Source organism: Microvirga vignae (assembly GCF_001017175.1).
In the GTDB taxonomy this organism is placed as follows: domain Bacteria; phylum Pseudomonadota; class Alphaproteobacteria; order Rhizobiales; family Beijerinckiaceae; genus Microvirga; species Microvirga vignae.
The window spans coordinates 47,173-66,868 of sequence record NZ_LCYG01000005.1 but is presented as its reverse complement, the minus strand read 5'-3'; the positions used below and the strand labels follow the sequence as shown (position 1 = coordinate 66,868).

At 61.1% G+C, this 19,696-nt stretch carries 19 protein-coding genes and 1 tRNA gene; 8 read left to right on the top strand and 12 right to left on the bottom strand.

Annotation, left to right across the window (positions count from 1 at the left end; translation table 11 throughout):
* Positions 1–48 precede the first annotated feature (48 nt).
* On the bottom strand, positions 49–1,410 hold the full coding sequence (locus tag AA309_RS01940; protein ID WP_047187294.1) for an APC family permease: 1,362 nt from the start codon (positions 1,408–1,410) through the stop codon (positions 49–51).
* Positions 1,411–1,572: 162 nt separating this feature from the next.
* Between AA309_RS01940 and lepA the strand changes: the two genes are divergently transcribed.
* Together lepA and AA309_RS01930 are read left to right on the top strand one after the other, a co-directional pair.
* On the top strand, positions 1,573–3,378 hold the full coding sequence (gene lepA / locus AA309_RS01935) for a translation elongation factor 4 (protein WP_047187293.1): 1,806 nt from the start codon (positions 1,573–1,575) through the stop codon (positions 3,376–3,378).
* 250 nt (positions 3,379–3,628) lie between these two features.
* The gene (locus AA309_RS01930) at positions 3,629–4,864 is read left to right on the top strand and encodes an MFS transporter (RefSeq protein WP_084730800.1); all 1,236 of its coding nucleotides are present in this window, start codon (positions 3,629–3,631) and stop codon (positions 4,862–4,864) included.
* Positions 4,865–4,867: 3 nt separating this feature from the next.
* Here the strand turns inward: AA309_RS01930 and arsC are convergent, their stop codons facing one another.
* Both arsC and AA309_RS01920 read right to left on the bottom strand, forming a co-directional pair.
* Positions 4,868–5,293 carry an arsenate reductase (glutaredoxin) gene (gene arsC / locus AA309_RS01925; RefSeq protein ID WP_047187291.1) on the bottom strand — a complete coding sequence of 142 codons (426 nt, stop codon included), beginning with the start codon at positions 5,291–5,293 and terminating at the stop codon, positions 4,868–4,870.
* Between the two features lie 207 nt (positions 5,294–5,500).
* Positions 5,501–6,139: a hypothetical protein gene (locus AA309_RS01920; RefSeq protein ID WP_150117355.1), complete on the bottom strand. Its 639-nt coding sequence runs from the start codon at positions 6,137–6,139 to the stop codon at positions 5,501–5,503.
* A 139-nt stretch (positions 6,140–6,278) separates the two neighbouring features.
* Between AA309_RS01920 and AA309_RS01915 the strand changes: the two genes are divergently transcribed.
* A complete protein-coding gene (locus AA309_RS01915) occupies positions 6,279–7,112 on the top strand; it encodes a lytic murein transglycosylase (RefSeq protein ID WP_047187289.1) in 834 nt (277 codons plus the stop codon).
* 189 nt (positions 7,113–7,301) lie between these two features.
* Here the strand turns inward: AA309_RS01915 and AA309_RS01910 are convergent, their stop codons facing one another.
* The 6 genes from AA309_RS01910 to AA309_RS01885 all read right to left on the bottom strand — a co-directional run bounded on the left by AA309_RS01910 (position 7,302) and on the right by AA309_RS01885 (position 12,740).
* Positions 7,302–8,390 carry a TRAP transporter substrate-binding protein gene (locus AA309_RS01910; protein WP_047187288.1) on the bottom strand — a complete coding sequence of 363 codons (1,089 nt, stop codon included), beginning with the start codon at positions 8,388–8,390 and terminating at the stop codon, positions 7,302–7,304.
* A 204-nt stretch (positions 8,391–8,594) separates the two neighbouring features.
* Positions 8,595–8,768 (bottom strand): DUF1328 domain-containing protein, encoded by a 174-nt coding sequence (locus AA309_RS32790; RefSeq protein ID WP_047187287.1) that lies wholly within the window; start codon positions 8,766–8,768, stop codon positions 8,595–8,597.
* A gap of 98 nt (positions 8,769–8,866) precedes the next feature.
* Positions 8,867–9,958 carry an ATP-dependent DNA helicase gene (locus AA309_RS01900; protein WP_047187286.1) on the bottom strand — a complete coding sequence of 364 codons (1,092 nt, stop codon included), beginning with the start codon at positions 9,956–9,958 and terminating at the stop codon, positions 8,867–8,869.
* On the bottom strand, positions 9,955–10,821 hold the full coding sequence (locus AA309_RS01895) for a DMT family transporter (protein ID WP_052954429.1): 867 nt from the start codon (positions 10,819–10,821) through the stop codon (positions 9,955–9,957). The genes AA309_RS01900 and AA309_RS01895 overlap by 4 nt, the downstream gene beginning before the upstream one ends.
* 507 nt (positions 10,822–11,328) lie before the next feature.
* The gene (locus AA309_RS33990) at positions 11,329–12,033 is read right to left on the bottom strand and encodes a hypothetical protein (RefSeq protein ID WP_047187285.1); all 705 of its coding nucleotides are present in this window, start codon (positions 12,031–12,033) and stop codon (positions 11,329–11,331) included.
* 296 nt (positions 12,034–12,329) lie between these two features.
* The gene (locus AA309_RS01885; RefSeq protein WP_047187338.1) at positions 12,330–12,740 is read right to left on the bottom strand and encodes a PRC-barrel domain-containing protein; all 411 of its coding nucleotides are present in this window, start codon (positions 12,738–12,740) and stop codon (positions 12,330–12,332) included.
* 189 nt (positions 12,741–12,929) lie between these two features.
* Between AA309_RS01885 and AA309_RS01880 the strand changes: the two genes are divergently transcribed.
* Positions 12,930–14,093 carry an SDR family oxidoreductase gene (locus AA309_RS01880; protein ID WP_047187284.1) on the top strand — a complete coding sequence of 388 codons (1,164 nt, stop codon included), beginning with the start codon at positions 12,930–12,932 and terminating at the stop codon, positions 14,091–14,093.
* Positions 14,094–14,200: 107 nt separating this feature from the next.
* Positions 14,201–15,112 (top strand): penicillin-insensitive murein endopeptidase, encoded by a 912-nt coding sequence (gene mepA, locus AA309_RS01875; protein ID WP_047187283.1) that lies wholly within the window; start codon positions 14,201–14,203, stop codon positions 15,110–15,112.
* A gap of 40 nt (positions 15,113–15,152) precedes the next feature.
* Here the strand turns inward: mepA and msrA are convergent, their stop codons facing one another.
* Both msrA and AA309_RS01865 read right to left on the bottom strand, forming a co-directional pair.
* Complete coding sequence (msrA, locus tag AA309_RS01870; protein WP_047187282.1) at positions 15,153–15,812, bottom strand: peptide-methionine (S)-S-oxide reductase MsrA; 660 nt, start codon at positions 15,810–15,812, stop codon at positions 15,153–15,155.
* A 177-nt stretch (positions 15,813–15,989) separates the two neighbouring features.
* On the bottom strand, positions 15,990–16,310 hold the full coding sequence (locus AA309_RS01865) for a PetM family of cytochrome b6f complex subunit 7 (RefSeq protein WP_150117354.1): 321 nt from the start codon (positions 16,308–16,310) through the stop codon (positions 15,990–15,992).
* Positions 16,311–16,511: 201 nt separating this feature from the next.
* Here AA309_RS01865 and AA309_RS01860 point away from each other — a divergent pair.
* Positions 16,512–16,601: transfer RNA gene (locus AA309_RS01860), tRNA-Ser, on the top strand.
* Positions 16,602–18,102: 1,501 nt separating this feature from the next.
* Here the strand turns inward: AA309_RS01860 and AA309_RS01855 are convergent.
* A complete protein-coding gene (locus tag AA309_RS01855; protein ID WP_052954427.1) occupies positions 18,103–18,609 on the bottom strand; it encodes a M10 family metallopeptidase C-terminal domain-containing protein in 507 nt (168 codons plus the stop codon).
* 210 nt (positions 18,610–18,819) lie between these two features.
* Here AA309_RS01855 and AA309_RS31590 point away from each other — a divergent pair, with 210 nt between their 5' ends.
* Both AA309_RS31590 and AA309_RS35015 read left to right on the top strand, forming a co-directional pair.
* Positions 18,820–19,386 carry a hypothetical protein gene (locus AA309_RS31590; protein ID WP_052954426.1) on the top strand — a complete coding sequence of 189 codons (567 nt, stop codon included), beginning with the start codon at positions 18,820–18,822 and terminating at the stop codon, positions 19,384–19,386.
* A 111-nt stretch (positions 19,387–19,497) separates the two neighbouring features.
* A partial coding sequence (locus AA309_RS35015; RefSeq protein WP_047187280.1) for a hypothetical protein occupies positions 19,498–19,696 on the top strand: 199 nt, incomplete at its 3' end.

The following is a 19,696-nucleotide window of genomic DNA, read 5'->3' as shown; positions in this document are numbered from 1 at the left end:
CTCGGACGCCTGCGCTTGTTGTCGCATCAGGACAGATGCATCCGAACATCAAGCCACTTGCCGCTCAGCTTTCGGCCGGAGCAACGCATAGAGTAAGAAGATCCCGGCGAGCAGCGCACCGGCGATTGCCGGCGCGCGCCAGTCACCTGTAACGACGCGCACGATCACGAGGCCCGCGCAGACGAGGCTGCCGAGGATCGGCAGAACCAGCGGGATCTCGAAGCGCCCGCGTGGCTCGCCCTCGCGGTTCTTCAGGACCACGAGCGCACCATTCAAAAGCGCGAAGACCGTCAGGAGCAAGAGCACGGTCGCAGCGGCAAGCTGGCCGATGGTGCCGATGACGGCAAGCGGTGCGACCACCGCAAATAAAGCCAGGATTGCAAGATGCGGCGTGCGCCGCGTGGCATGAACCCGGCCAAGCCAGGCCGGCAGCAATCCCTGATGCGCCATGCCATAGGCGAGCCGAGAGGCGGTGACGTAATTGACGAGCGCCGTGTTGGCGACGGCAAACAGCGTGATCGCCGTGTAGACGATCGGCGGAAGCCAGGGAGCGGCCTTATCCATCACTGCCGTCAGCGGCCCCGGTGCTGCAGCAAGCTCCCGCCACGGCATCACCGACACGGCGGTGATCGCGACCGCCATGTAGATCACCGCCGCAATCGCCATGGCGCCGATCAGGCCGATCGGAATCGTGCTCTGAGGATCGCGGCATTCCTCCGCGACGTTGAGGCTGTCCTCGAAACCGAGGAAAGCGAAGAAGGTAAGCACCGCGCCTTGCAGCACGACCAGGATGATCACATCGCTCGCGCCGCCTTCCCCTGGCGGCGGCGTCTCCAGAAGGTCGACAGACCCCCAATAGCTGATGCCTACCGCTACCACGAGCAGCAGGCCGCCCGCTTCGATGCATGTGCATAGCACGTTGACCCACATGGATTCACGGATGCCGCGCAGCACGAGCCCCATGAGCAGCAGGAGGAAGCCCAGCGCCAGCAATGTGATGGCTCCCTCTCCGCTTCCGGTGAAGGTCGCGAGATTGGCCGCAAAGACCCGGGATTGGGTGGCGACCGAGGTGAGCGCCGAACAGGCCACGGCCAGCCCCACCACGAATCCGACAAGGGGCGAGCGATAGGCGCGCTCCGCGATATAGGCCGCTCCGCCGGCGCGAGGATAGCGCGAGCCGAGAGAAGCGTAGGTCAAGGCCGTCAGCAGAGCCGCCACAAGGGCTACCAGGAAGGCCAGCCAGACGGCATTGCCCACTTGTCCCGCTGCCTGCCCGATCAGACCGTAAACCCCGGAGCCCAGCATGCTGCCGAGCCCGTAGAGCGTCATCTGGAATGGCCCGATGGTGCGATGAAGGGCGGGGCGGCCAAGATCGTCCACCACATCTGTCAGAATGGGAGTGTTCGCCATGCCCGCCTTCCAGTCTCCCCTTCCGTTCAGGTAGGGCGATAGCCAGGGAAGGCGAAACTCGGTTGGTGATCAGGGCCCCGGGAGGGGCGCGGCACCAGCCTCCCTTGGCTTTGGTGGCTGCCCCTGCTATTGCGGCCTGAACATTCTTATATTTGCAGAATTATGACCGCACGCACCTTCGACACCATCCGCAACTTCTCCATCGTGGCCCATATCGACCACGGCAAGTCGACCTTGGCCGACCGTCTGATCCAGACCACGGGGGCGCTCTCCGCCCGTGAGATGACGGAGCAGGTGCTCGACAACATGGATATCGAGCGTGAGCGCGGCATCACCATCAAGGCACAGACCGTGCGCCTGGAATACAAGGCTCAGGACGGCAAGACCTACATCCTGAACCTCATGGATACCCCCGGCCACGTGGACTTCGCCTACGAAGTCTCCCGTTCGCTCGCCGCCTGCGAAGGTTCGCTGCTGGTCGTCGATGCCTCCCAGGGCGTGGAAGCCCAGACGCTCGCCAATGTCTACCAGGCCATCGATGCCAATCACGAGATCGTGCCGGTCCTGAACAAGATCGACCTGCCTGCCGCCGATCCGGACCGGATCAAGGAGCAGATCGAGGAGGTGATCGGCATCGACGCCTCGGACGCGGTTCCGATCTCGGCCAAGACCGGCCTCAACATCGAGGGTGTGCTGGAGGCCATCGTTAAGAAGCTGCCGCCGCCCAAGGGCGACAGGGAAGCGCCGTTGAAGGCGATGCTCGTCGATTCCTGGTACGACGCCTATCTCGGCGTGGTCGTGCTCGTGCGCATCATCGACGGCACGTTGAAGAAGGGCCAGACCATCAAGATGATGGGAACCGGCGCGACCTATGGTGTCGACAAGGTTGGCGTGTTCCGGCCCAAGATGACCGATGTGGATGTGCTCGGCCCCGGCGAGGTCGGATTCCTCACCGCATCGATCAAGGAAGTGGCCGACACCCGCGTCGGCGACACCATCACCGATGATCGCAAGCCCACCGCCGAGGCGCTTCCCGGCTTCAAGCCGGTCCAGCCGGTGGTGTTCTGCGGTCTCTTCCCCGTGGATGCCGCAGACTTCGAAAACCTGCGTGCTGCCATGGGTAAGCTTCGCCTCAACGACGCGAGCTTCACCTACGAGATGGAAACGTCGGCGGCACTGGGCTTCGGCTTCCGCTGCGGCTTCCTCGGCCTCCTGCACCTCGAAATCATCCAGGAGCGCCTGGAGCGCGAGTTCAATCTCGACCTCATCTCCACCGCGCCCTCCGTGGTCTATCACCTGCGCATGAGCGATGGCACGGCGAAGGAGCTGCACAACCCGGCCGACATGCCGGACGTGATGAAGATCGACGCCATCGAGGAGCCGTGGATCCGCGCCACGATCCTCACGCCGGACGATTATCTCGGCGCCGTGCTCAAGCTCTGCCAGGACCGCCGCGGCGTGCAGATCGATCTCAACTATGTCGGCAAGCGCGCCATGGTGGTCTACGACCTGCCGCTCAACGAGGTGGTGTTCGACTTCTACGACCGCCTGAAGTCGGTCTCGAAGGGCTATGCCTCGTTCGACTATCACATCTCCGACTATCGCGAAGGCGACCTCGTGAAGATGTCGGTGCTGGTGAACGGCGAACCGGTGGATGCGCTCTCCATGCTCGTGCACCGCACCCGCGCCGAAGGCCGTGGCCGCGCCATGTGCGAGAAGCTCAAGGAGCTCATCCCGCCGCACATGTTCCAGATCCCGGTGCAGGCGGCCATCGGCGGCAAGATCATTGCCCGCGAAACCATCCGCGCGCTCCGCAAAGACGTGACCGCCAAGTGCTACGGCGGCGACGCCACCCGCAAGCGCAAGCTGCTCGACAAGCAGAAGGAAGGCAAGAAGCGGATGCGCCAGTACGGCAAGGTCGACATCCCGCAGGAGGCCTTCATCGCCGCGCTGAAGATGGACACTTGAAAACAGCACGGTCCTTCACTGATTGCAGACAGCCTGGCTTGGAAACGAGCCAGGCTTTTTCGTTCCGCCCAATGGAACCTTGGAACCCGACCTGACGGTCGGAGTTCAACCCACGCACAGGGCCTGAACCCCACCGACATCCTCTCAAGCACGGAGTTTCTCAAGCGCCGGGCTTTGATCTGTCATGGATGCGTGGTTGCGGACCAGGCTCTCACGATACAGACCAAAGATCTCGCCTTCAGGAGAGCCCGTGCCCACCTCCATGCGCTCCGTTCTGCCGACCCTGGTTGCACTTCTTCTCGGCTATGCCCTCATGCAGATCGGCAATACTCTGCAGGGCACTCTCCTCAGCGTGCGCGGCAGCATCGAGCAGTTCTCACCCACAGTCATCGGCGCTGTAGGCGCAGCCTTCTGGGCGGGCATCGTCGTGGGCTCTCTCTGGGCTGGACGCGTCATCCAGCAGGTGGGACACACGCGCACCTTCGCGGCATTGGCTGCCATCGCGGCAAGCGTTGCACTTCTTCATCTTCTCGTGATCAGCCCAATGGTCTGGATCGCCGCCCGTGCGGTGACAGGCTTCTGCTTCGCCGGCCTCTTCATCGTCGTCGAGAGCTGGCTCAATGCCTCCGTCACGGCCCAGACGCGCGGGCAGGTCCTCAGCATTTATGGGATGACGGGGCTCATCGCAGGCATTGGCGGCCAGATGCTTCTTCCGACCGGCGACCCGCATGGCTACAGGCTGTTCTGCTTCGTCGCCATTCTCATCTGCCTCGCGCTCGTGCCGACCGCGCTCTCACGCGCCGTCGCGCCGGCGCATGCGGTGAGCGACACAAAAATCGACCTGATGCAGCTTTATCGGCAGTCGCCCTTCGGTGTGGTGGCCGCGGTTCTCTGCGGCATCACCACCAGTTCGTTCTTCGCACTCGGCCCCATCTGGGCGCAGGATCGCGGATTGGACACGGCAGAGATCGCGATCTTCATGGCGTGCGGAACGCTCGGAGGCTTCGTCACCACATGGCCGCTCGGCTGGTTGTCGGACCGGATGGATCGGCGCCACGTCATCATCGCCGCAGCGGCCATGGCAGCGGCCATCCTGATGGCACTGATCCATTTCGTGCCGCCGACAGTGCCGACATGGCTGATCTTCATCTATGTGGCGATTTTCGGCGGCAGCGTGATTCCCACCTACAGCATCGTCACCGCGCATGTGAACGACATGGTCAAGCCCGGCGAGTTCGTGGCGGCAGCCGGAGGCCTTCTGATCCTGCAGGGTGCGGGCTCCGTCATCGGGCCTGTCGTTTCGGGCCTCGCGATGACCGAGTTCGGACGCCTGGGCCTGCTCTATATTGTCATCGTGGCTCAGGCTCTCATGGCGATTTGGGGAGCCTATCGCAGCCTCATGCGGGCATCTCCACCCCAAGCCGAGAAGGAACACTTCGTTCCGGAACCGACTGTTCCCGTTGGGACGCAGCTTGAAGCCTCTTGAGGCTCAAGCCGTCCCGGCGCGACGACCTGATGCGTCCACGACGATTTCACCATCTTCTTTCCGGAACTCACCCGATTGCGGCGGCAGGATATCGATCACCGTCTCAGAAGGACGGCAGAGACGTACACCGAGTGGGGTAACGACGATGGGGCGGTTGATGAGAATGGGGTGTGCCATCATGGCATCGAGCAGCTGATCGTCACTCAACGACGGATCATCGAGCCCGAGTTCGCGATACGGTGTCCCCTTTTCGCGGATCACTTCGCGCACACTCAAGCCCATGCGCGCGATGAGCTGGCGCAGGAGCAATCGGGTGGGTGGCGTCTTCAGATATTCGATGATGTGCGGCTCAATCCCGGCATTGCGGATCAGCCCCAGCGTATTGCGCGAGGTCCCGCATTGCGGATTGTGGTAGATGATCACGTCCATGATCCGTATCCTCAAGAGGAGGTCAGGGGAACCTTGATCCGGTACGCGGTGAGCACCAAACCGGCGTTGTGCAAGGAGAGCGACTATGAAGGTTCTACATAGAACAAGGGCTCACAAGATGAAATGAGCCTTTGCGGGAAGACCCACCTATTCCTTATTCCGAGTCACAGAGGAGAGTTATCATGCGGATGTCGCAGCATCCCTGGTTCAGAAGGCCATTTGGCTGCCGCAGCCCGGCCCATGATGCACCTTCAGGCCTGCCAGAAGACTGCGCACCAGAGAATCGTATTCCTCCTTCACCGGGACATTTGAGAAGGAAAGCTCAAGAACCCAATCGTCGGACAGGGGAACGATGAAAGCCTCAACCGTCAGCGGGCCGGAGGGGAGATGAGCATCGACCCACGTTGCCGACCACCGCGTTGTCTCCGGGGAAAGAGACACCAAGGAAACGGACTGGGCAGGACGGCCAAGAAGGCTTTCATAATCCTGCTGAAGGAGGGCGGCATCCCGGCTCGCCAGATCAGCTTGCGGCAATCCCCGAAGTTCATGGGCAGGGCGAAGGCCGACTTCGAGCTCCGCATCAGAAAGCACCGACTTCAGGCGCGTTTCCATGCCGCCTGTCGTGGAGCGCCATTCCTGTTGAAGCGCGAGTGAGAAGCACAGGTGAGAGGCGACGCGACCTGCGACTCGAGTCTGACGGAGCTGCGGATCGAACTGCACTCGCACAAGATCATCAAAGCCGGAGGCACCCTGCAACGGAATCTTTGCGGCTTGAGCTTCCGGGAATCCGCACAGAATAGCCGTAACCAATCCCATGCACGACAGGCCTGCAAGATAGTGTCTCATCACTCCGATAACCTTCAGATCGGCCTCTCTTCATAGCAACGCCTCAAAGCTCGGCAGGTTGCTTGAAGCGCAGCGGCCTTGAGTTGCCTGACAATGACCCTACCTCGCTCAAGAGCTGAACAATTCCAGGAGAGAACTCATGCAGGCTTTGCTGCGCGCCTCGGTCATTGCAACTCTTCTTCTTGCGGCGGGACAGGCCACGGCCGCCACCTGCCGGGATCCCGCCGGATTCGAGAAATGGCTTGGGGATATCGAGCAGGAAGCCATCGCGCAGGGCATTTCGCCCGAGGCGGTGAGCCGAGGCCTGTCGGGCGTGACATTCGATCAGAGCATCATCCGGAAAGATCGTGGCCAGGGTGTGTTCAAGCAGAGCTTTGAACAATTTGCCGGACGCATGGTGTCGCCTGCGCGTCTGAAAGGTGGAGCGAACATGCTTAAAAAGCATGCCGCGACCCTCGCACGGATCGAACAGCGCTACGGCGTGCCGGGTCCCGTGCTCGTGGCAATCTGGGGCCTCGAGACCGATTTCGGCGCGGTGAAGGGCAACCTCCCCGTCATCCGCTCGGTCGCAACGCTCGCCTATGATTGCCGTCGCTCGGAATTCTTCCAGGCTCATCTCTTCGATGCCTTGCGTATCGTCGATCGCGGCGATCTCTCGCCTGCCGAGATGCGCGGTGCATGGGCCGGCGAGATGGGGCAGACACAATTCATGCCATCAAACTACGTGAAATATGCCGTCGACTTCGATGGGGATGGACGCGCGGATCTGCTCCACAGTCCGGCTGACGTTCTGGCGTCGACGGCCAATTATCTCAAAAGTCACGGCTGGGTCAGAGGCGGCGGTTGGGAACCCGGCTCGCAGAATTTCGAAGCGATCCGCGCCTGGAACAAGTCGCAGGTCTATTCGCAAACCATTGCTTATTACGCCACCAGGCTCGCGGGGGGAGACACCTCGACCTTCCCGAGCCAATGAGGCCTAGAGCATCGGACCCAAAAGTGGAATGCACTTTTGGGTCCGATGCTCCCTTCTTAACTGGCGCATCGTTTGGGGCGGAAAACCGGGTCCACTTTTCGCTGACGCGGCCCTTCGGGTCCGCACGATGCGCTAACGGAAAAGGGCGGGCCTCATGCCCGCCCTACCTCTTTAATGAAGTCCGTCCGATCAGCCGCGAGCGCGGGCGCGGACCATGAAGGTGTCGTAGGCGTACTCGGCCACTTGGAACCAGAGATATTCCTCGCCACGGAACACCTTGTAGCTGTCGTAGATCTTCTTGAAGTCCGCATTCTTGGCCGAGATATCGTCGTAGATCTCGTTGGCGGCCTTGTAGGCGGCGTCCATGATCTCCTGCGAGAAGGGACGCAGCTGCGCGCCGTTGCCGATCAGGTTGCGCAGGCCCGCCGGATTGCGCGCATCGTACTTGGCCTGCGTATCCACGTTCACGTAGCCTGCCGCAGCCTGGATGGCCGCCTGATAGGTTTTCGGCAGCTCGTTCCACTTCTGCAGGTTGATGAAGAAATGGATCGCCGGACCACCCTCCCAGAAGCCCGGATAATAGTAATAGGGCGCGACCTTGTTCAGACCGAGCTTCTCGTCGTCGTACGGAGCCACCCATTCGGCGGCATCGATGGTGCCGCGCTCGAGCGACGGATAGAGATCGCCGCCTGCGATCTGTTGCGGCACCACGCCGAGCTTCTGCATGATCTGGCCCGCGAGACCCGCGATGCGCATCTTCAGGCCCTGCAGATCCTGAACGGTCTTGATCTCTTTGCGGAACCAGCCACCCATCTGCGCGCCCGTGTTGCCGGCAGGCAGGGCGAAGAGGTTGTGCTTGGCGTAGAACTCGTTGAGCAGTGCGTTGCCGCCGCCGTGATAGAGCCAAGCATTGGTCTGGCGCGAGTTCAGGCCGAACGGCAGGTTGGTGCCGATCGCGAAGGTCGGATCCTTGCCGACATAGTAGTAGGAGCAGGTGTGCCCCATCTCGACGGTGCCGCCGGCAATAGCATCGGCCGCCTGCGGCGCGCCGACGATCTCGCCCGGCGCGAAGGCTTGGATCTGGAACTTGCCGTCGGTGGCCTCCGACACGAGCTTCGCAAAGGTCTCGCCGCCGCCGAAGAGCGTATCAAGGGATTTCGGGAAGGCGGAGGTCATGCGCCAGCGAATCTCAGGTTGCGACTGGGCGACGGCCGGTTTGGCGATCGCTCCTGCCACTGCACCGACTGAAGCGGCTGTGAGGAATGTACGGCGTTTCATGGCGTCTCTTTCTTGTATGAAGGTTTCAATGCGTCGCCGAGACATAAAGTTTCAACGTGGCATCTTGAAACGCAAAAAGAAGACACCTCTCATAAGGATCTCTGCAACGAGAGGCAAAGCTTCATAAGCAGAGACTGCATGCACTGAGTGCATGCTTAGGCTTCATAGGAGGAACAGTCGCCAGACATCTTGAAGGCTTGAGGATTAGAAGATCAGCTCGCCCGCGCCCCAGGCGAGAAGGATGAGAAGGATGAAGCCCAAGAGGAACAGGGCAAACAGGATCTTGGCGATCGTCTTGGCGCCTGAAGCGACGCCGGTGAATCCCAAGGCTCCCGCGATCAGCGACACCACGAGAAAGATCAGGGCCCATTTCAGCATCGTGCAAGCCTCGTCGGGAACGGTTCAGCTTGACGTATAAGTGCGGGAGCTCGGCCCTGGTTCCTTTGACGAGTCCGGCAGATCTTTCTGCCGGAGCCTCACATGACGACGGTCACCTTGTCGGCGGCGCGGGTCAGGCCGGTATAGAGCCAGCGGCTGCGGTGCTCGCGGAAGGCGTAGGATTCGTCGAAGAGCACGAGGTCGTCCCATTGCGAGCCTTGGGCTTTGTGCACGGTCAGCGCATAACCATAGGTGAATTCGTCGGACTCGCGACGCAGGGCGAACGGCACCTCTTCCTCCGTGCCCTCGAAGAAGGCCTTATGGACTGCGACCTCTACGGACTTCCGGCGCACATCGTCGTCGGGAATGACATCCATGCGGATGAAGTCGTTGCGAATGCCGCGCAGAGCCTGGATGCTCCAGGTGCCGCCGTTGAGCAGACCTTTGGTCTTGTCGTTGCGCAGGCACACGAGCTTCTCGCCGGCAGCCGGCATCGGATCGCGATAGCCGTTCAGTTCGCGCAGGCGCGTGTTGTAGAGGCGGCGCGTTTTGTTGAGGCCCACCAGCACCTGATCGGCCGCCATGACGGTGGCGGCGTCGATCTCGCGGCGACGGATGATGCGGCTCTCGCCGTAAGAGCCGGGCTCGAGCCTGCCGCCCTCACGCACCTGCATGGACAGATGAACGATCGGGTTGTCCTTGGCCTGTCGGTGAACCTCGGTGAGCATCACATCGGGCTCGGCCTCGGTGAAGAATCCTCCACCCTTCACCGGCGGCAATTGCGCCGGGTCGCCGAGGACGAGAACCGGCGTGCCGAAGGACAGAAGATCGCGCCCCAATTCCTCGTCCACCATCGAGCATTCATCGATCACGATAAGGTCGGACTTGGCGGCCTGGCTCTGCCGGTTGAGGACGAATTGCGGGCCGTTCTCATCTCCCTCCCGCGAGCGATAGATCATGGAATGGATGGTGGACGCATCCGTGCAGCCCTTCGTTCGCAACACGAGGGCCGCCTTTCCCGTATAGGCTCCGAAGGCCACCTCGCCGTCGACACCCTCGGCGATATGCTTGGCGAGCGTCGTCTTGCCGGTGCCTGCATATCCAAAGAGGCGGAAGACGGGACGGTCGCCACGCCGGAGCCAATCGGCCACGGCCTTCAAAGCGGCGTCTTGCTGCGGCGACCAGGTCATAGCGATTTCGCCTCGCGGTTCAGGCTGTAGAGAAGGCCGACGACGATGCAGCCGCTGCCGAGAAACACATAAGGATCGAGCGGCTCACCATAGAGCTGCCAGCCGACAAAGGCGATCAGCGGAATGCGCATGAAGTCGAGGGGCACGACCATGGTGGCATCGCCTCGACGATAGGCATTGGTCAGACAATAGTGCGAAAGCAGGCCGCCCGCGCAGATGCCGACGAGCGGCAGAATATGCGCCGGCTGGATCGCGAGCCAGAAGGCCCGGCTGACGCCCGCGAGGTTCATGGGCAGTTGCAGCAGGTTCATGAAGAACAGGATCGAGAAGGTGCTCTCCGTTCGTGTCAGGCGCTTCGTCATGATGGCCACAAGGGCGAACGAGAAGGCCACACCCAGCATCAGGAGGCTTGCTGGCTGCAGCGTTTCGACGCCTGGGCGAAGGATGATGAGAACGCCCGCAAATCCCAGCACGACAGCCACGAAACGGCCCCAGATCATGCGCTCCTGAAGCAGCGGGATCGCCAGCAACGCAACCCATGCAGGCGTGGTGAATTCAAGCGCGAAGACGGTGGCGAGAGGCAGAAGCGTGAGGCTGAAAGCCCAGCCGTCGGTGCCCGCGAAATGCAGCACGTTGCGGGCGAGATGAAGCGAGAAGCGCCGGGGCTTCAAACCGGCTCTGAGCCCCGGCTTGAAGCCGGCGAGGGCAAGCAGGACCGCGACGCCCGCGGCGTTGCGCATGGCCAGCATTTCAAAAACCGAGAAGGCCGGGGCAAGCGCGCGGACCGCGATGGCGGTTGCGGAGAAGGCGAGGAGCGCGCCGCTCATCCAGGTGACGACGGCGAGGAGATTGCGATGAGGCAAGATGGACCACAAAGAGATGATTGATGTTCTTCGATACCTTGCCTCGTGCACCAGGTGAAGGGTCGAGCGGGAGGCAGGTTGCCGCGTGTCACCTCACGATGAATCGAAGGTGCGTTTCAGAGTCATTCTTGTCCCTACGTCAGGATGCTCGTGAGGTGATTCTTGAGTCACTCGAAGCATCAAACCGCGTTTCGACGACCTTCAAGGCGCATTTTTTCGAGTGGACCGCGAAAAATTTTTCACCTCTCGAAAAGCACTTCAAGAACACCTCCTCCACTTGCCCGATCCCTCTCGGGCAGAACAGATTTTTGACGTGCTCGACAAGAAGCCCGAAGCAAAGGCGGAGATCGGTGTGCCACAGCTAACTGATTGAAAACAAAGGCCTTTCAAGTAGGGCTCAAAACTAATCTGATAGATCAATAGTGATGCTGAAGAGTCCGAAGAAGAGACCCTGCGAGTCGCATCTTGCGCCTTCTATCGCACTCTGAAAGCACAAGTTCAGGCTGCTCATCTCGGCAAAGTATCCACAGAAAAAGTGCAAGTTCTACTTTCTACACTTTCCGTTAATCGGAACCCGCTTGGTATAACGACGTTGCCTTGCAAGCGTGACGGTTGCACGCGAAGGCCCTTGAAGGAGGCGGCTATGCCGACAGACAACAAGAACCCGCTGACAGCATTGTTCACGGGTGACACCGGTGCGACCAGCACCAAGAAAAGCGGAGCCAAGAGGGGCTCCAAGACCAGCGCCAAGAAGGCCGGCACTTCCTCGGCTCGCAAGAGCACGAAGGCCGGCACGAAGACCGCTGCCAAGAAGACTGCTGCTAAGAAGACCACGGCCAAGAAGGCTGTGAAGTCCTCGGCGAAGTCCTCTGCCAGGAAGACCACGGCGAAGAAGACTGCCGCCAAGAAGACTTCGGCCAGGTCGGCCGCTAAGTCCTCGGCGAAGTCCTCTGCCCGGAAGACTGCTGCCAAGAAGACCACTGCGAGGAAGACCTCCGCCAAGTCGGCTGCGAAGTCCTCTGCTCGCAAGTCTTCCGCTCGTTCGACGGCTCGCAAGTCCGCGGCCCGCAGCTCCAGCCGCACTGCGGTGAAGGCTTCGGCCCGTAAGACGGCGGCCAAGAGGACGACGAAGCGCGCTGCTGCTGCGTCCAGCCGCACTTCCGCTACGAAGAAGTCCGGCAAGGTCGCCAAGCGTTCGTCGGGCGCTCGCAAGAGCCCCTCGAAGTCGAAGCGCTAAGCCAAGCATGCGTCATGCGCCAGGAGAGAGCCTAGCTCTGTCGGCTGGCGCATGGGCATAAAAAATCGCCCGGTGAAAGCCGGGCGATTTTCTTTTTGATAGGCTGTTATCGGCTCTAGCGCCTCGTGCGGAACCGGCGGTCCGCGTCAGTGACCCGAAGGGCCATGTCAGCCAAAAGGGGACCCGGTTCTCCGCAACAAACGATGCGCCGCTTGAAAAGGGAGCATCGGTTGGAACCCAAAAGCGGCCTCCACTTTTCTCGTCCAATGCTCTAGCGGCCAGTGCTCATCGGGTCGCTCTCGCCCCAATAGGGCGTGGCATTGTAGTAGCGGTGGACGTGCTCTTCCCATTCGCGGTCGTAAGAGGCGTCATGCCCCTCGGCCGTGCGACGGGGCGCCCCGCGCAGCTGGTCTTCCGAAAGATTCAGTTCGTAGGCGTCGAGTTCGGTGTTGTACTTCAGGACGCTCCAGGGAAGTGTGTAGTATTCCTCACCCAGCCCCATGAAGCCGCCGAAGCTCATGACCGCATAGGCGACCTTGCCGGACCGCTTCTCGATCATGACACGCTCGATCGTTCCAATCTTCTCACCATCCGAGCGGCGAACCGGAGTCCCTTCTACTTTGTCACTGGCAATCAGGCTGTGGGTTTCACGGACATCGCTGCTTTGTACCGTCGTCTCCATCATCTCACTCCCTTCATCTGCAAGGTCTAAGGCAACGCTCGGGTCAAGAAGCCGTTCCGGTTGCCGAGCCCTTACTTCCCAAGCATTCCAAGGTTTTGCGACCCCTGTCGCAGCAAGCGCTGCCATAGGAACCCCGCGATTACCCTCACGTTGACCCTCGATTTTCCCAGGACAACGAAGGAGATTGCCATGCCCGTTCGCCAGAAGACGGTCGAGGAGCAAGTGGTCGTCATCACGGGCGCTTCCAGCGGCATCGGCCTCGCGACAGCGCATCTGTTCGCTTCGCGCGGAGCCAAGGGCCTTGTTCTGGCTGCCCGGAATGAAGAGGCTCTGCGCAAGGTCGCGGAAGAACTCGGCCGGGGTGGCACCCGCGCCATCGCAGTGCCGGCGGACGTGAGCAAGCGCGAGGATCTGGAGCGGATCGCCCGAACCGCCATCGACACTTTCGGCGGCTTCGACACCTGGGTGAACGATGCTGCGGTTGCTCTCTACGGAACGCTCGACAAGATCCCGATCGAAGATCAACGGCAGCTCTTCGAGGTGAATTACTGGGGCGTGGTCAACGGCTCGATGATCGCGGCCGAACATCTGCGCAATCGCGGCGGCACCATCATCAATGTCGGCAGCGTTCTGTCCGAACGCGCCATGATGCTTCAGACCCAGTACTCGGCCTCGAAGCATGCGGTGAAGGCCTTCACCGACGGACTGCGCATGGAGCTGGAAACTCAAGGAGCGCCGATCGCCGTGACGCTCATCAAGCCATCGGCCATCGACACGCCCTATGTCGAACACGCCCGCAACTACCTCGACAAGGAAGCGGCCGTTCCGCCTCCAACCTATGATCCGCATCTCGTCGCCAAAGCCATTGTCTTCGCCGCCGAGCATCAACGGCGCGAGCTCACCATCGGCTTCGGTGGGTGGGTCATCGGTGCCATGGGCAAGATCGCTCCTCGCCTGACGGACAAGGCGATGGAGCTGACCGGGTACAGCTCCCAGACGACGAACCAGCCGGAGCGCCCACAGATGCGCGACAATCTCTATCGCGCCCGCGAGGATGGCGACATGTATTCGTCGCTGCCAGGCGAACCGCGCAAGACGAGCCTGCTGCTCGAGGCCCAACTCCATCCCTTCGCGACGGCGGCCGTTCTCGCCGGCATCGGCGCCGCGGTCGCAAGCCTGCTCTTTGCACCCTTCACCACCAGCGGACGCCGACCGAGCCACGCGAAGCGTCCGATGCCGCGCTACCAGCCCACCATGCGCCGCACCGGCAATGGCCACGACAAGCGCGTCATGGGCCCTGGCCACATCAGCCAGCGTGGAGCGAGCGAAGGCCGGCCGCAGCCACGGCATTGATCAGCATGAGAGGGCCGGACCTCGTGAGGTCCGGCCCCATCTTCAAGCGACACAATGACAGCATGCGGGGCGTTTCGGACTTTGCGCGTACACGCTAGCCTTGCCTCATGAATCCGATTCGCTCCCTCGCCTTCATCGCTGCGCTCGTCATCGGCGGCTCCGCTGCTGCCCAGGACAAGGGCACGCTCGATCCGCAGCCGCTGCCGCCCTTGGCCAATCCCAACGATCCCTCGCTTGCCGCGAAGGAACTGTTCGGCCGCCGCACTGCTCCTGCATCGCTTCAAGCGCGCTCCATCGGCAGCTATGCCCGTGGCTGCGTGGCCGGAGCGGCTGCGATCCCTGTCGACGGGGAGACCTGGCAGGTCATGCGGCTGTCCCGCAACCGCAACTGGGGGCACCCGCAGCTGATCGCCCTGCTGCAGCGCCTCTCTGCCCGTGTACCCAGCATCAATGGATGGCCGGGCCTTCTCATCGGCGATATCTCGCAACCGCGCGGCGGCCCCATGATCACGGGCCACGCCTCTCATCAGATCGGCCTCGATGCGGATGTGTGGCTCACGCCCATGCCCGATCGCCGCTTGTCACAGCTCGAGCGTGAGGAGATGTCCGCGACCAATATGGTGCGCAGCGATTGGCTCGATGTCGATCCCGCTGTCTGGACGCCGCAGCATACGGCTCTCATCCGCGCTGCCGCGTCCGAGAAGAGCGTCGCGCGCATCTTCGTGAACCCGGCGATCAAGAGGGCGCTCTGCCGCGAGGCCGGGCAGGATCGCGGCTGGCTGAGCAAGGTGCGGCCGATGTTCGGCCATAACTACCATTTCCACATCCGCATCGCCTGCCCTGCGGGGGACGCCAACTGCTCCGATCAGGATCCGCCGCCGCGCGGCGACGGATGCGGCGAGGAACTCGCGCGCTGGTTCACACCGGAGATGCTCCATCCGAAACCCGGCAAGCCGCGCCCGCCCCTCACCATGGCGCAGCTGCCCGAGGAATGCCGACGGGTTCTCGTTTCACCGTGAGACCGCAAGCGCAGACGGCACTCTCTGTCTGCGCTTTTCTTTACTCGGCCGCAACACCCGTACCGATCTGGCAAGACACGCCCGTGCCGCCCAGGCCGCAATAGCCGTTCGGATTCTTGGCGAGATATTGCTGGTGGTAATCCTCGGCAAAGTAGAACGGACCGGCGTCCAGGATCTCCGTCGTAATGGGGCCGTAACCGCGCTCCGCGAGCGCCTGGACGTAGGCCGCCTTAGACGCTTCTGCCGCTCTGCGCTGAGCCTCGTCGAACACGTAAATCCCTGAGCGATACTGTGTGCCCGCATCGTTGCCCTGGCGCATGCCCTGGGTGGGATCGTGGTTCTCCCAGAAGGTCTTCAACAGCGCTTCATAGGACGTCTTCGTCGGGTCGAAGACGACAAGAACGACTTCGTTGTGCCCGGTCATGCCTGAGCACACTTCCTCATAGGTCGGGTTGGGCGTGATGCCGGCGGAATAGCCCACGGCCGTCACCCAGATGCCGTCGCCCATCTGCCAAAACTTGCGCTCGGCGCCCCAGAAACAGCCAAGCCCGAACAGAGCTTTCTCCATGCCTTCCGGATAAGGCGGCTGGAGGGAACGGCCATTGACGAAGTGACGCTCGGCCGTCGGAAGCGGAACCGCACGGCCCGGCAGAGCCTGGTCCGGGGTGGGAAGGGTCAGGGGTTTGCGGAAGCTGAACATGAAGGCCTCTCTGGTGACCGGCCTTATGTAGGAATTCCGTGCCGCCGGAAGGAGGGACCTGAGCGCTCACCTTGCCGTGAAGGGCTCGGCCGTTCCACCCCAGCGGGAACGGCTCTCTTCATTCCTTCGGCGCGCTGTTTAAAGGGCGAACCGGGTCCACCGCGTCTAAAATGTGTCTTAGCGCCCTGCGAGGTAGCCGATGGGCTCGAGCGGCTTCTGCCCGACCCATAGGAGCAGCGCACCGACCAGGAAGCCGGTCAAAGAGGCTGGAAGCTGGAGGAGCTGGCTGACGAACGGATCCCACAGCCAAGGATAGGTACGCGCGGCGATCTGCCCCTCGAACCCCGTCGCGCCGCCCGGAAACAAGGTGCCGACCGCGCTCGAGAGCGAAACGAACGAGATGGCATGATTGACGATCGAACGCGTTCCATCGATCACCAGACCGATGAAGCCGGCCGCGACCAGCAGAAGCCCCAAAGTACGCGCCAGGAATTTCAAGGGAAGATACCTCTCCAAACAGAGGGGATTATCTAGAGTGTTTTGAGGCTGCCGCAAAGTCACCTCCCCCAAACTTTCTGAAGATCGGTCTTGCCTTTTGCACCATTTTGGAGCTACAGGAGCGCTCCGCGTTGATGCGGGGAATCTGATCTCGTTCGCGCAGATGCGAACAAGGTTGCAGAAGCAAAAAGATTCCGTGCTGGAGGGGTGGCCGAGTGGTTGAAGGCGCACGCCTGGAAAGTGTGTATACGGGAAACCGTATCGCGGGTTCGAATCCCGCTCCCTCCGCCATTATTCCCAGTTAAAGCACCTCAATCATCTCAGGAAAATAGTTTCCGTCGCGGGGCTTCCCATCGCATCCACTACCTGGGCCTTCAGCTTGGCTATCAGCGAGCCCATCTCCTTGCCTTTCGTCCGCGCTCTTCCGGCAGATGGATTATATCGCCCTTTGCCAGCCAACGTGCGGAGGGCTTCTTCCCGGACTGAGTATCCTGCCGGCTGCTCCCGTCGATATTTCCCAAACCTCGACGACTGCCCGGATGTTTTCGGGCAGGTCCGAGGGCAAAGCATCGGACAAAACCCTCTCGGCCACAATTCTCTCCAGAACAGCTCGGTACCGCTCCGCTGCCTCAAGCCGTCCGGCACCAATTTCGTCCGGCCTAATCTCTGCCAACTTACGCGATGAGGAACTTAATACGCTAAGGAGTGCACGCATGGCCTGCTCCCGCATTGTGGGGTTAGCATAGGGTATAGCTTTTGCGCGGCCTAGCGCGTGCGCAAAGACACTTGATGCGGGTACACCACTTCTCAGGGAATGGGATTGCGGGGGCTTTGAGCGATAACCATCAAGGTGGTGAGAGCACCCCAGCCAACAGTAAGCTACCCAAAAGGGCTGTGCGGATCCGGAATGCGTTTGCCCATCCAGGACAAGTGTACAGCCTCCTCCCGCGCTCCTGCCGAAGAGCGGCCTCATCAGAATCGGTGAGACTGAGAAGGGTATCAACATCATCCAGCAGGTTGAGCAGATCCTTAGACGTGCTCTCCTGACGTCATCTCTGACGCTGTTCACTGCTTGTCTTTAAGTTGATTGATTTGGCTTTGATGCGTGCAGCGGTTCGCACCTCCTTTCGGACGGAATAGATCCCGAACACCAGCAGGAGCATCACCAGGACGAGAACGCCAACAGCAGCCAGTCCCTAGCGGTCAACGCTGAAAGAAAGCTGGCCATTGAGGGCTCGTCAAGTTGCATGTCGGTCCTGAGATTTAGACGTGCACTCATTGGCTTCCTGCAGAAGGTGAAAGGATGACCACACCCCGTCAAATTCCTCTGCTATGACGTCATGAATCGAAATCTCTTGGCTACGACCACTTCGTCATTCGCGCTGCTGCTGAGGCACAGGGTGCATTTTGTGTCAGAGGCCGATTCAAGAAGCACTGTTCGTGAGGTTCTTGCCTATGCTTTCTCTGCAGCAGAAAGAGAGATTATGCCTCCAACGAGGCTTCCGCATCATTCTCCGACACCTTATTCCTCGCCTACGTTCTCCATTTTGGAGAGACACCCAACATCACTCATCCTGCATGGCCGTCGAGAATGGAAGCCTCCAACATGAGCTTCTAGTACCACGGCCCGAAGCCTTCGAGGTTTTGCCCCAAGACTAACTATACAGAAAGGGTATTAGGCTCACGCCTGAAGCCGCTTTATCAGCCGTGCGGATGCCACGATGCCGCTGAGGATCTGCACGATGCTCAGCGGCATCGTGGCGGACTAGAAAAGGGCCTAAGGACACCTCTGTTAGAGAATGATGCAGGATCCCACAAGGACTTCGGCACCGATAAACCTGATGGTAAAGTCAGCAGTTCTGTCAACGTTCAGGTCGCCATAAACGTATCCGTTCTCGCTTCGGAGTTGACTATCAATCCCCGTGAAAACCTTAGACCCGATGAACTTGAAGGTTTGGTTGCCAGCTGTGTCTGTATCAGCATCCATACGGGATAGATCCATCTTATCGCAGCCACGCTGAAAGTCGGTGATATTATCCGGGCTGCTCCTTGTGCTGTGTGATACAGAGTCGAAGCGGAACACGTCGTAGCCAGCACTACCAGCCAAAGCGTCCTGACCAGTGCCGCCGATGATGGTATCATTCCCGTTCCTGCCCACGATATCCTCGTTGCCACCGTAGCCAACGAGGATATCGTGGCCGTCATACCCGGCGATGACGTTGCGAGCGGTGTTCCCAATGACAGTGTCCTTGCTGCATCCCCGAACAGGGCGGCTTTGACCTTTGCCATAGGTGAGCACGCATTGGATGTGGCGGCCCGGCTGCCCGCGCCGCTCGGGATGAGCATTGCCGGATCCATCTTGAGGCCGCTCTCGAGAGTGAGGCGCTGCCGGTCACGAGGCGCGGTGAAGCCTCCTGGACGGCTCTCCCTTCGCCGCCGGTGCTTGCCCCGTAAGCCTGTGCTTGCCTCGTGAGAAGGTGTATAATTCACAGCAGAATGGGAGGTGGCGATGCGCAAACTTCTCGTTGCATTAGGCGCTTTTGCCGTGGGCGCTCTTCTCATCCCGGATGATGCTGCAGCCCAGCGTGGGTTCCGGGGTGGTGCCGTCCGGTCCGGCATTGGATTAGGCGGCGGGAGAATGATAATCCCTCCCGGTCGGATCGGCGGCTTCGGAGGTGGGGCAATTGCCGCTCGACCTGGTGGATTCTATCGAGGTGCGGTTGGCGTTGGAGGATACCGAGGGGCTGCGATCGGCTATCCCGGCATCGGCTATCGCTACCGTCCGGCCTTTCGTGAATACGGCTACCGCTATCCGTACGATGGCGGCTATTACCGCCCCTACTATCGCAGGAACTATGGTGGTGCCGTCGCCGCCGGCCTGATTGGCGGCTTGGCGCTCGGAGCCCTGAGCAGCCCCTATTATTACGGCTATCCCTACAGCTACGGTTATTCCTATGGCTACCCGTACTATGGCGTGAGCGCAGCCGCCGGCAACGAATGTTACTGGGAGCGGCGGCGCGTCATCGATCCATGGGGGCGCGTCGTCATCCGCCCGGTTCAGGTTTGCTATTACTGAGACGTGTCGGCGCAGGAAGCTGAAGTGAGGCCCGCGTTATGCTTTGCCGCTGCGCGCCCCCTACAGCCTTTCAACAGAGCTCTTCCGCAGCCTATCCAGGAGGAAGGCACGATGGCTATGACGATCAATCCGAGTGCGAGTGTGCTTGACCAATCCGGGGCCGAGGTTTTCCTGTCGGACGGAACCTCGTTCGAGTCTGCCGGCAGCTGGACACAGGCAGGAAGCGGCCCGTTCTTCTGGTTTCTGGGCGACTTCAACGGCGACGGCCTCGACGACATTTTCCGTTCTGTGCCCGGTCGGTCCGGAGCGG

What these genes read in the sequence shown, in the direction of transcription:
- AA309_RS01940 (WP_047187294.1), bottom strand. Translation starts at nt 1,410, where the DNA reads ATGGCGAACACTCCCATTCTGACAGATGTGGTGGACGATCTTGGCCGC.
- lepA (WP_047187293.1), top strand. Translation starts at nt 1,573, where the DNA reads ATGACCGCACGCACCTTCGACACCATCCGCAACTTCTCCATCGTGGCC.
- arsC (WP_047187291.1), bottom strand. Translation starts at nt 5,293, where the DNA reads ATGGACGTGATCATCTACCACAATCCGCAATGCGGGACCTCGCGCAAT.
- AA309_RS01920 (WP_150117355.1), bottom strand. Translation starts at nt 6,139, where the DNA reads ATGAGACACTATCTTGCAGGCCTGTCGTGCATGGGATTGGTTACGGCT.
- AA309_RS01915 (WP_047187289.1), top strand. Translation starts at nt 6,279, where the DNA reads ATGCAGGCTTTGCTGCGCGCCTCGGTCATTGCAACTCTTCTTCTTGCG.
- AA309_RS01910 (WP_047187288.1), bottom strand. Translation starts at nt 8,390, where the DNA reads ATGAAACGCCGTACATTCCTCACAGCCGCTTCAGTCGGTGCAGTGGCA.
- AA309_RS32790 (WP_047187287.1), bottom strand. Translation starts at nt 8,768, where the DNA reads ATGCTGAAATGGGCCCTGATCTTTCTCGTGGTGTCGCTGATCGCGGGA.
- AA309_RS01900 (WP_047187286.1), bottom strand. Translation starts at nt 9,958, where the DNA reads ATGACCTGGTCGCCGCAGCAAGACGCCGCTTTGAAGGCCGTGGCCGAT.
- AA309_RS01885 (WP_047187338.1), bottom strand. Translation starts at nt 12,740, where the DNA reads ATGGAGACGACGGTACAAAGCAGCGATGTCCGTGAAACCCACAGCCTG.
- AA309_RS01880 (WP_047187284.1), top strand. Translation starts at nt 12,930, where the DNA reads ATGCCCGTTCGCCAGAAGACGGTCGAGGAGCAAGTGGTCGTCATCACG.
- mepA (WP_047187283.1), top strand. Translation starts at nt 14,201, where the DNA reads ATGAATCCGATTCGCTCCCTCGCCTTCATCGCTGCGCTCGTCATCGGC.
- msrA (WP_047187282.1), bottom strand. Translation starts at nt 15,812, where the DNA reads ATGTTCAGCTTCCGCAAACCCCTGACCCTTCCCACCCCGGACCAGGCT.
- AA309_RS31590 (WP_052954426.1), top strand. Translation starts at nt 18,820, where the DNA reads ATGCGCAAACTTCTCGTTGCATTAGGCGCTTTTGCCGTGGGCGCTCTT.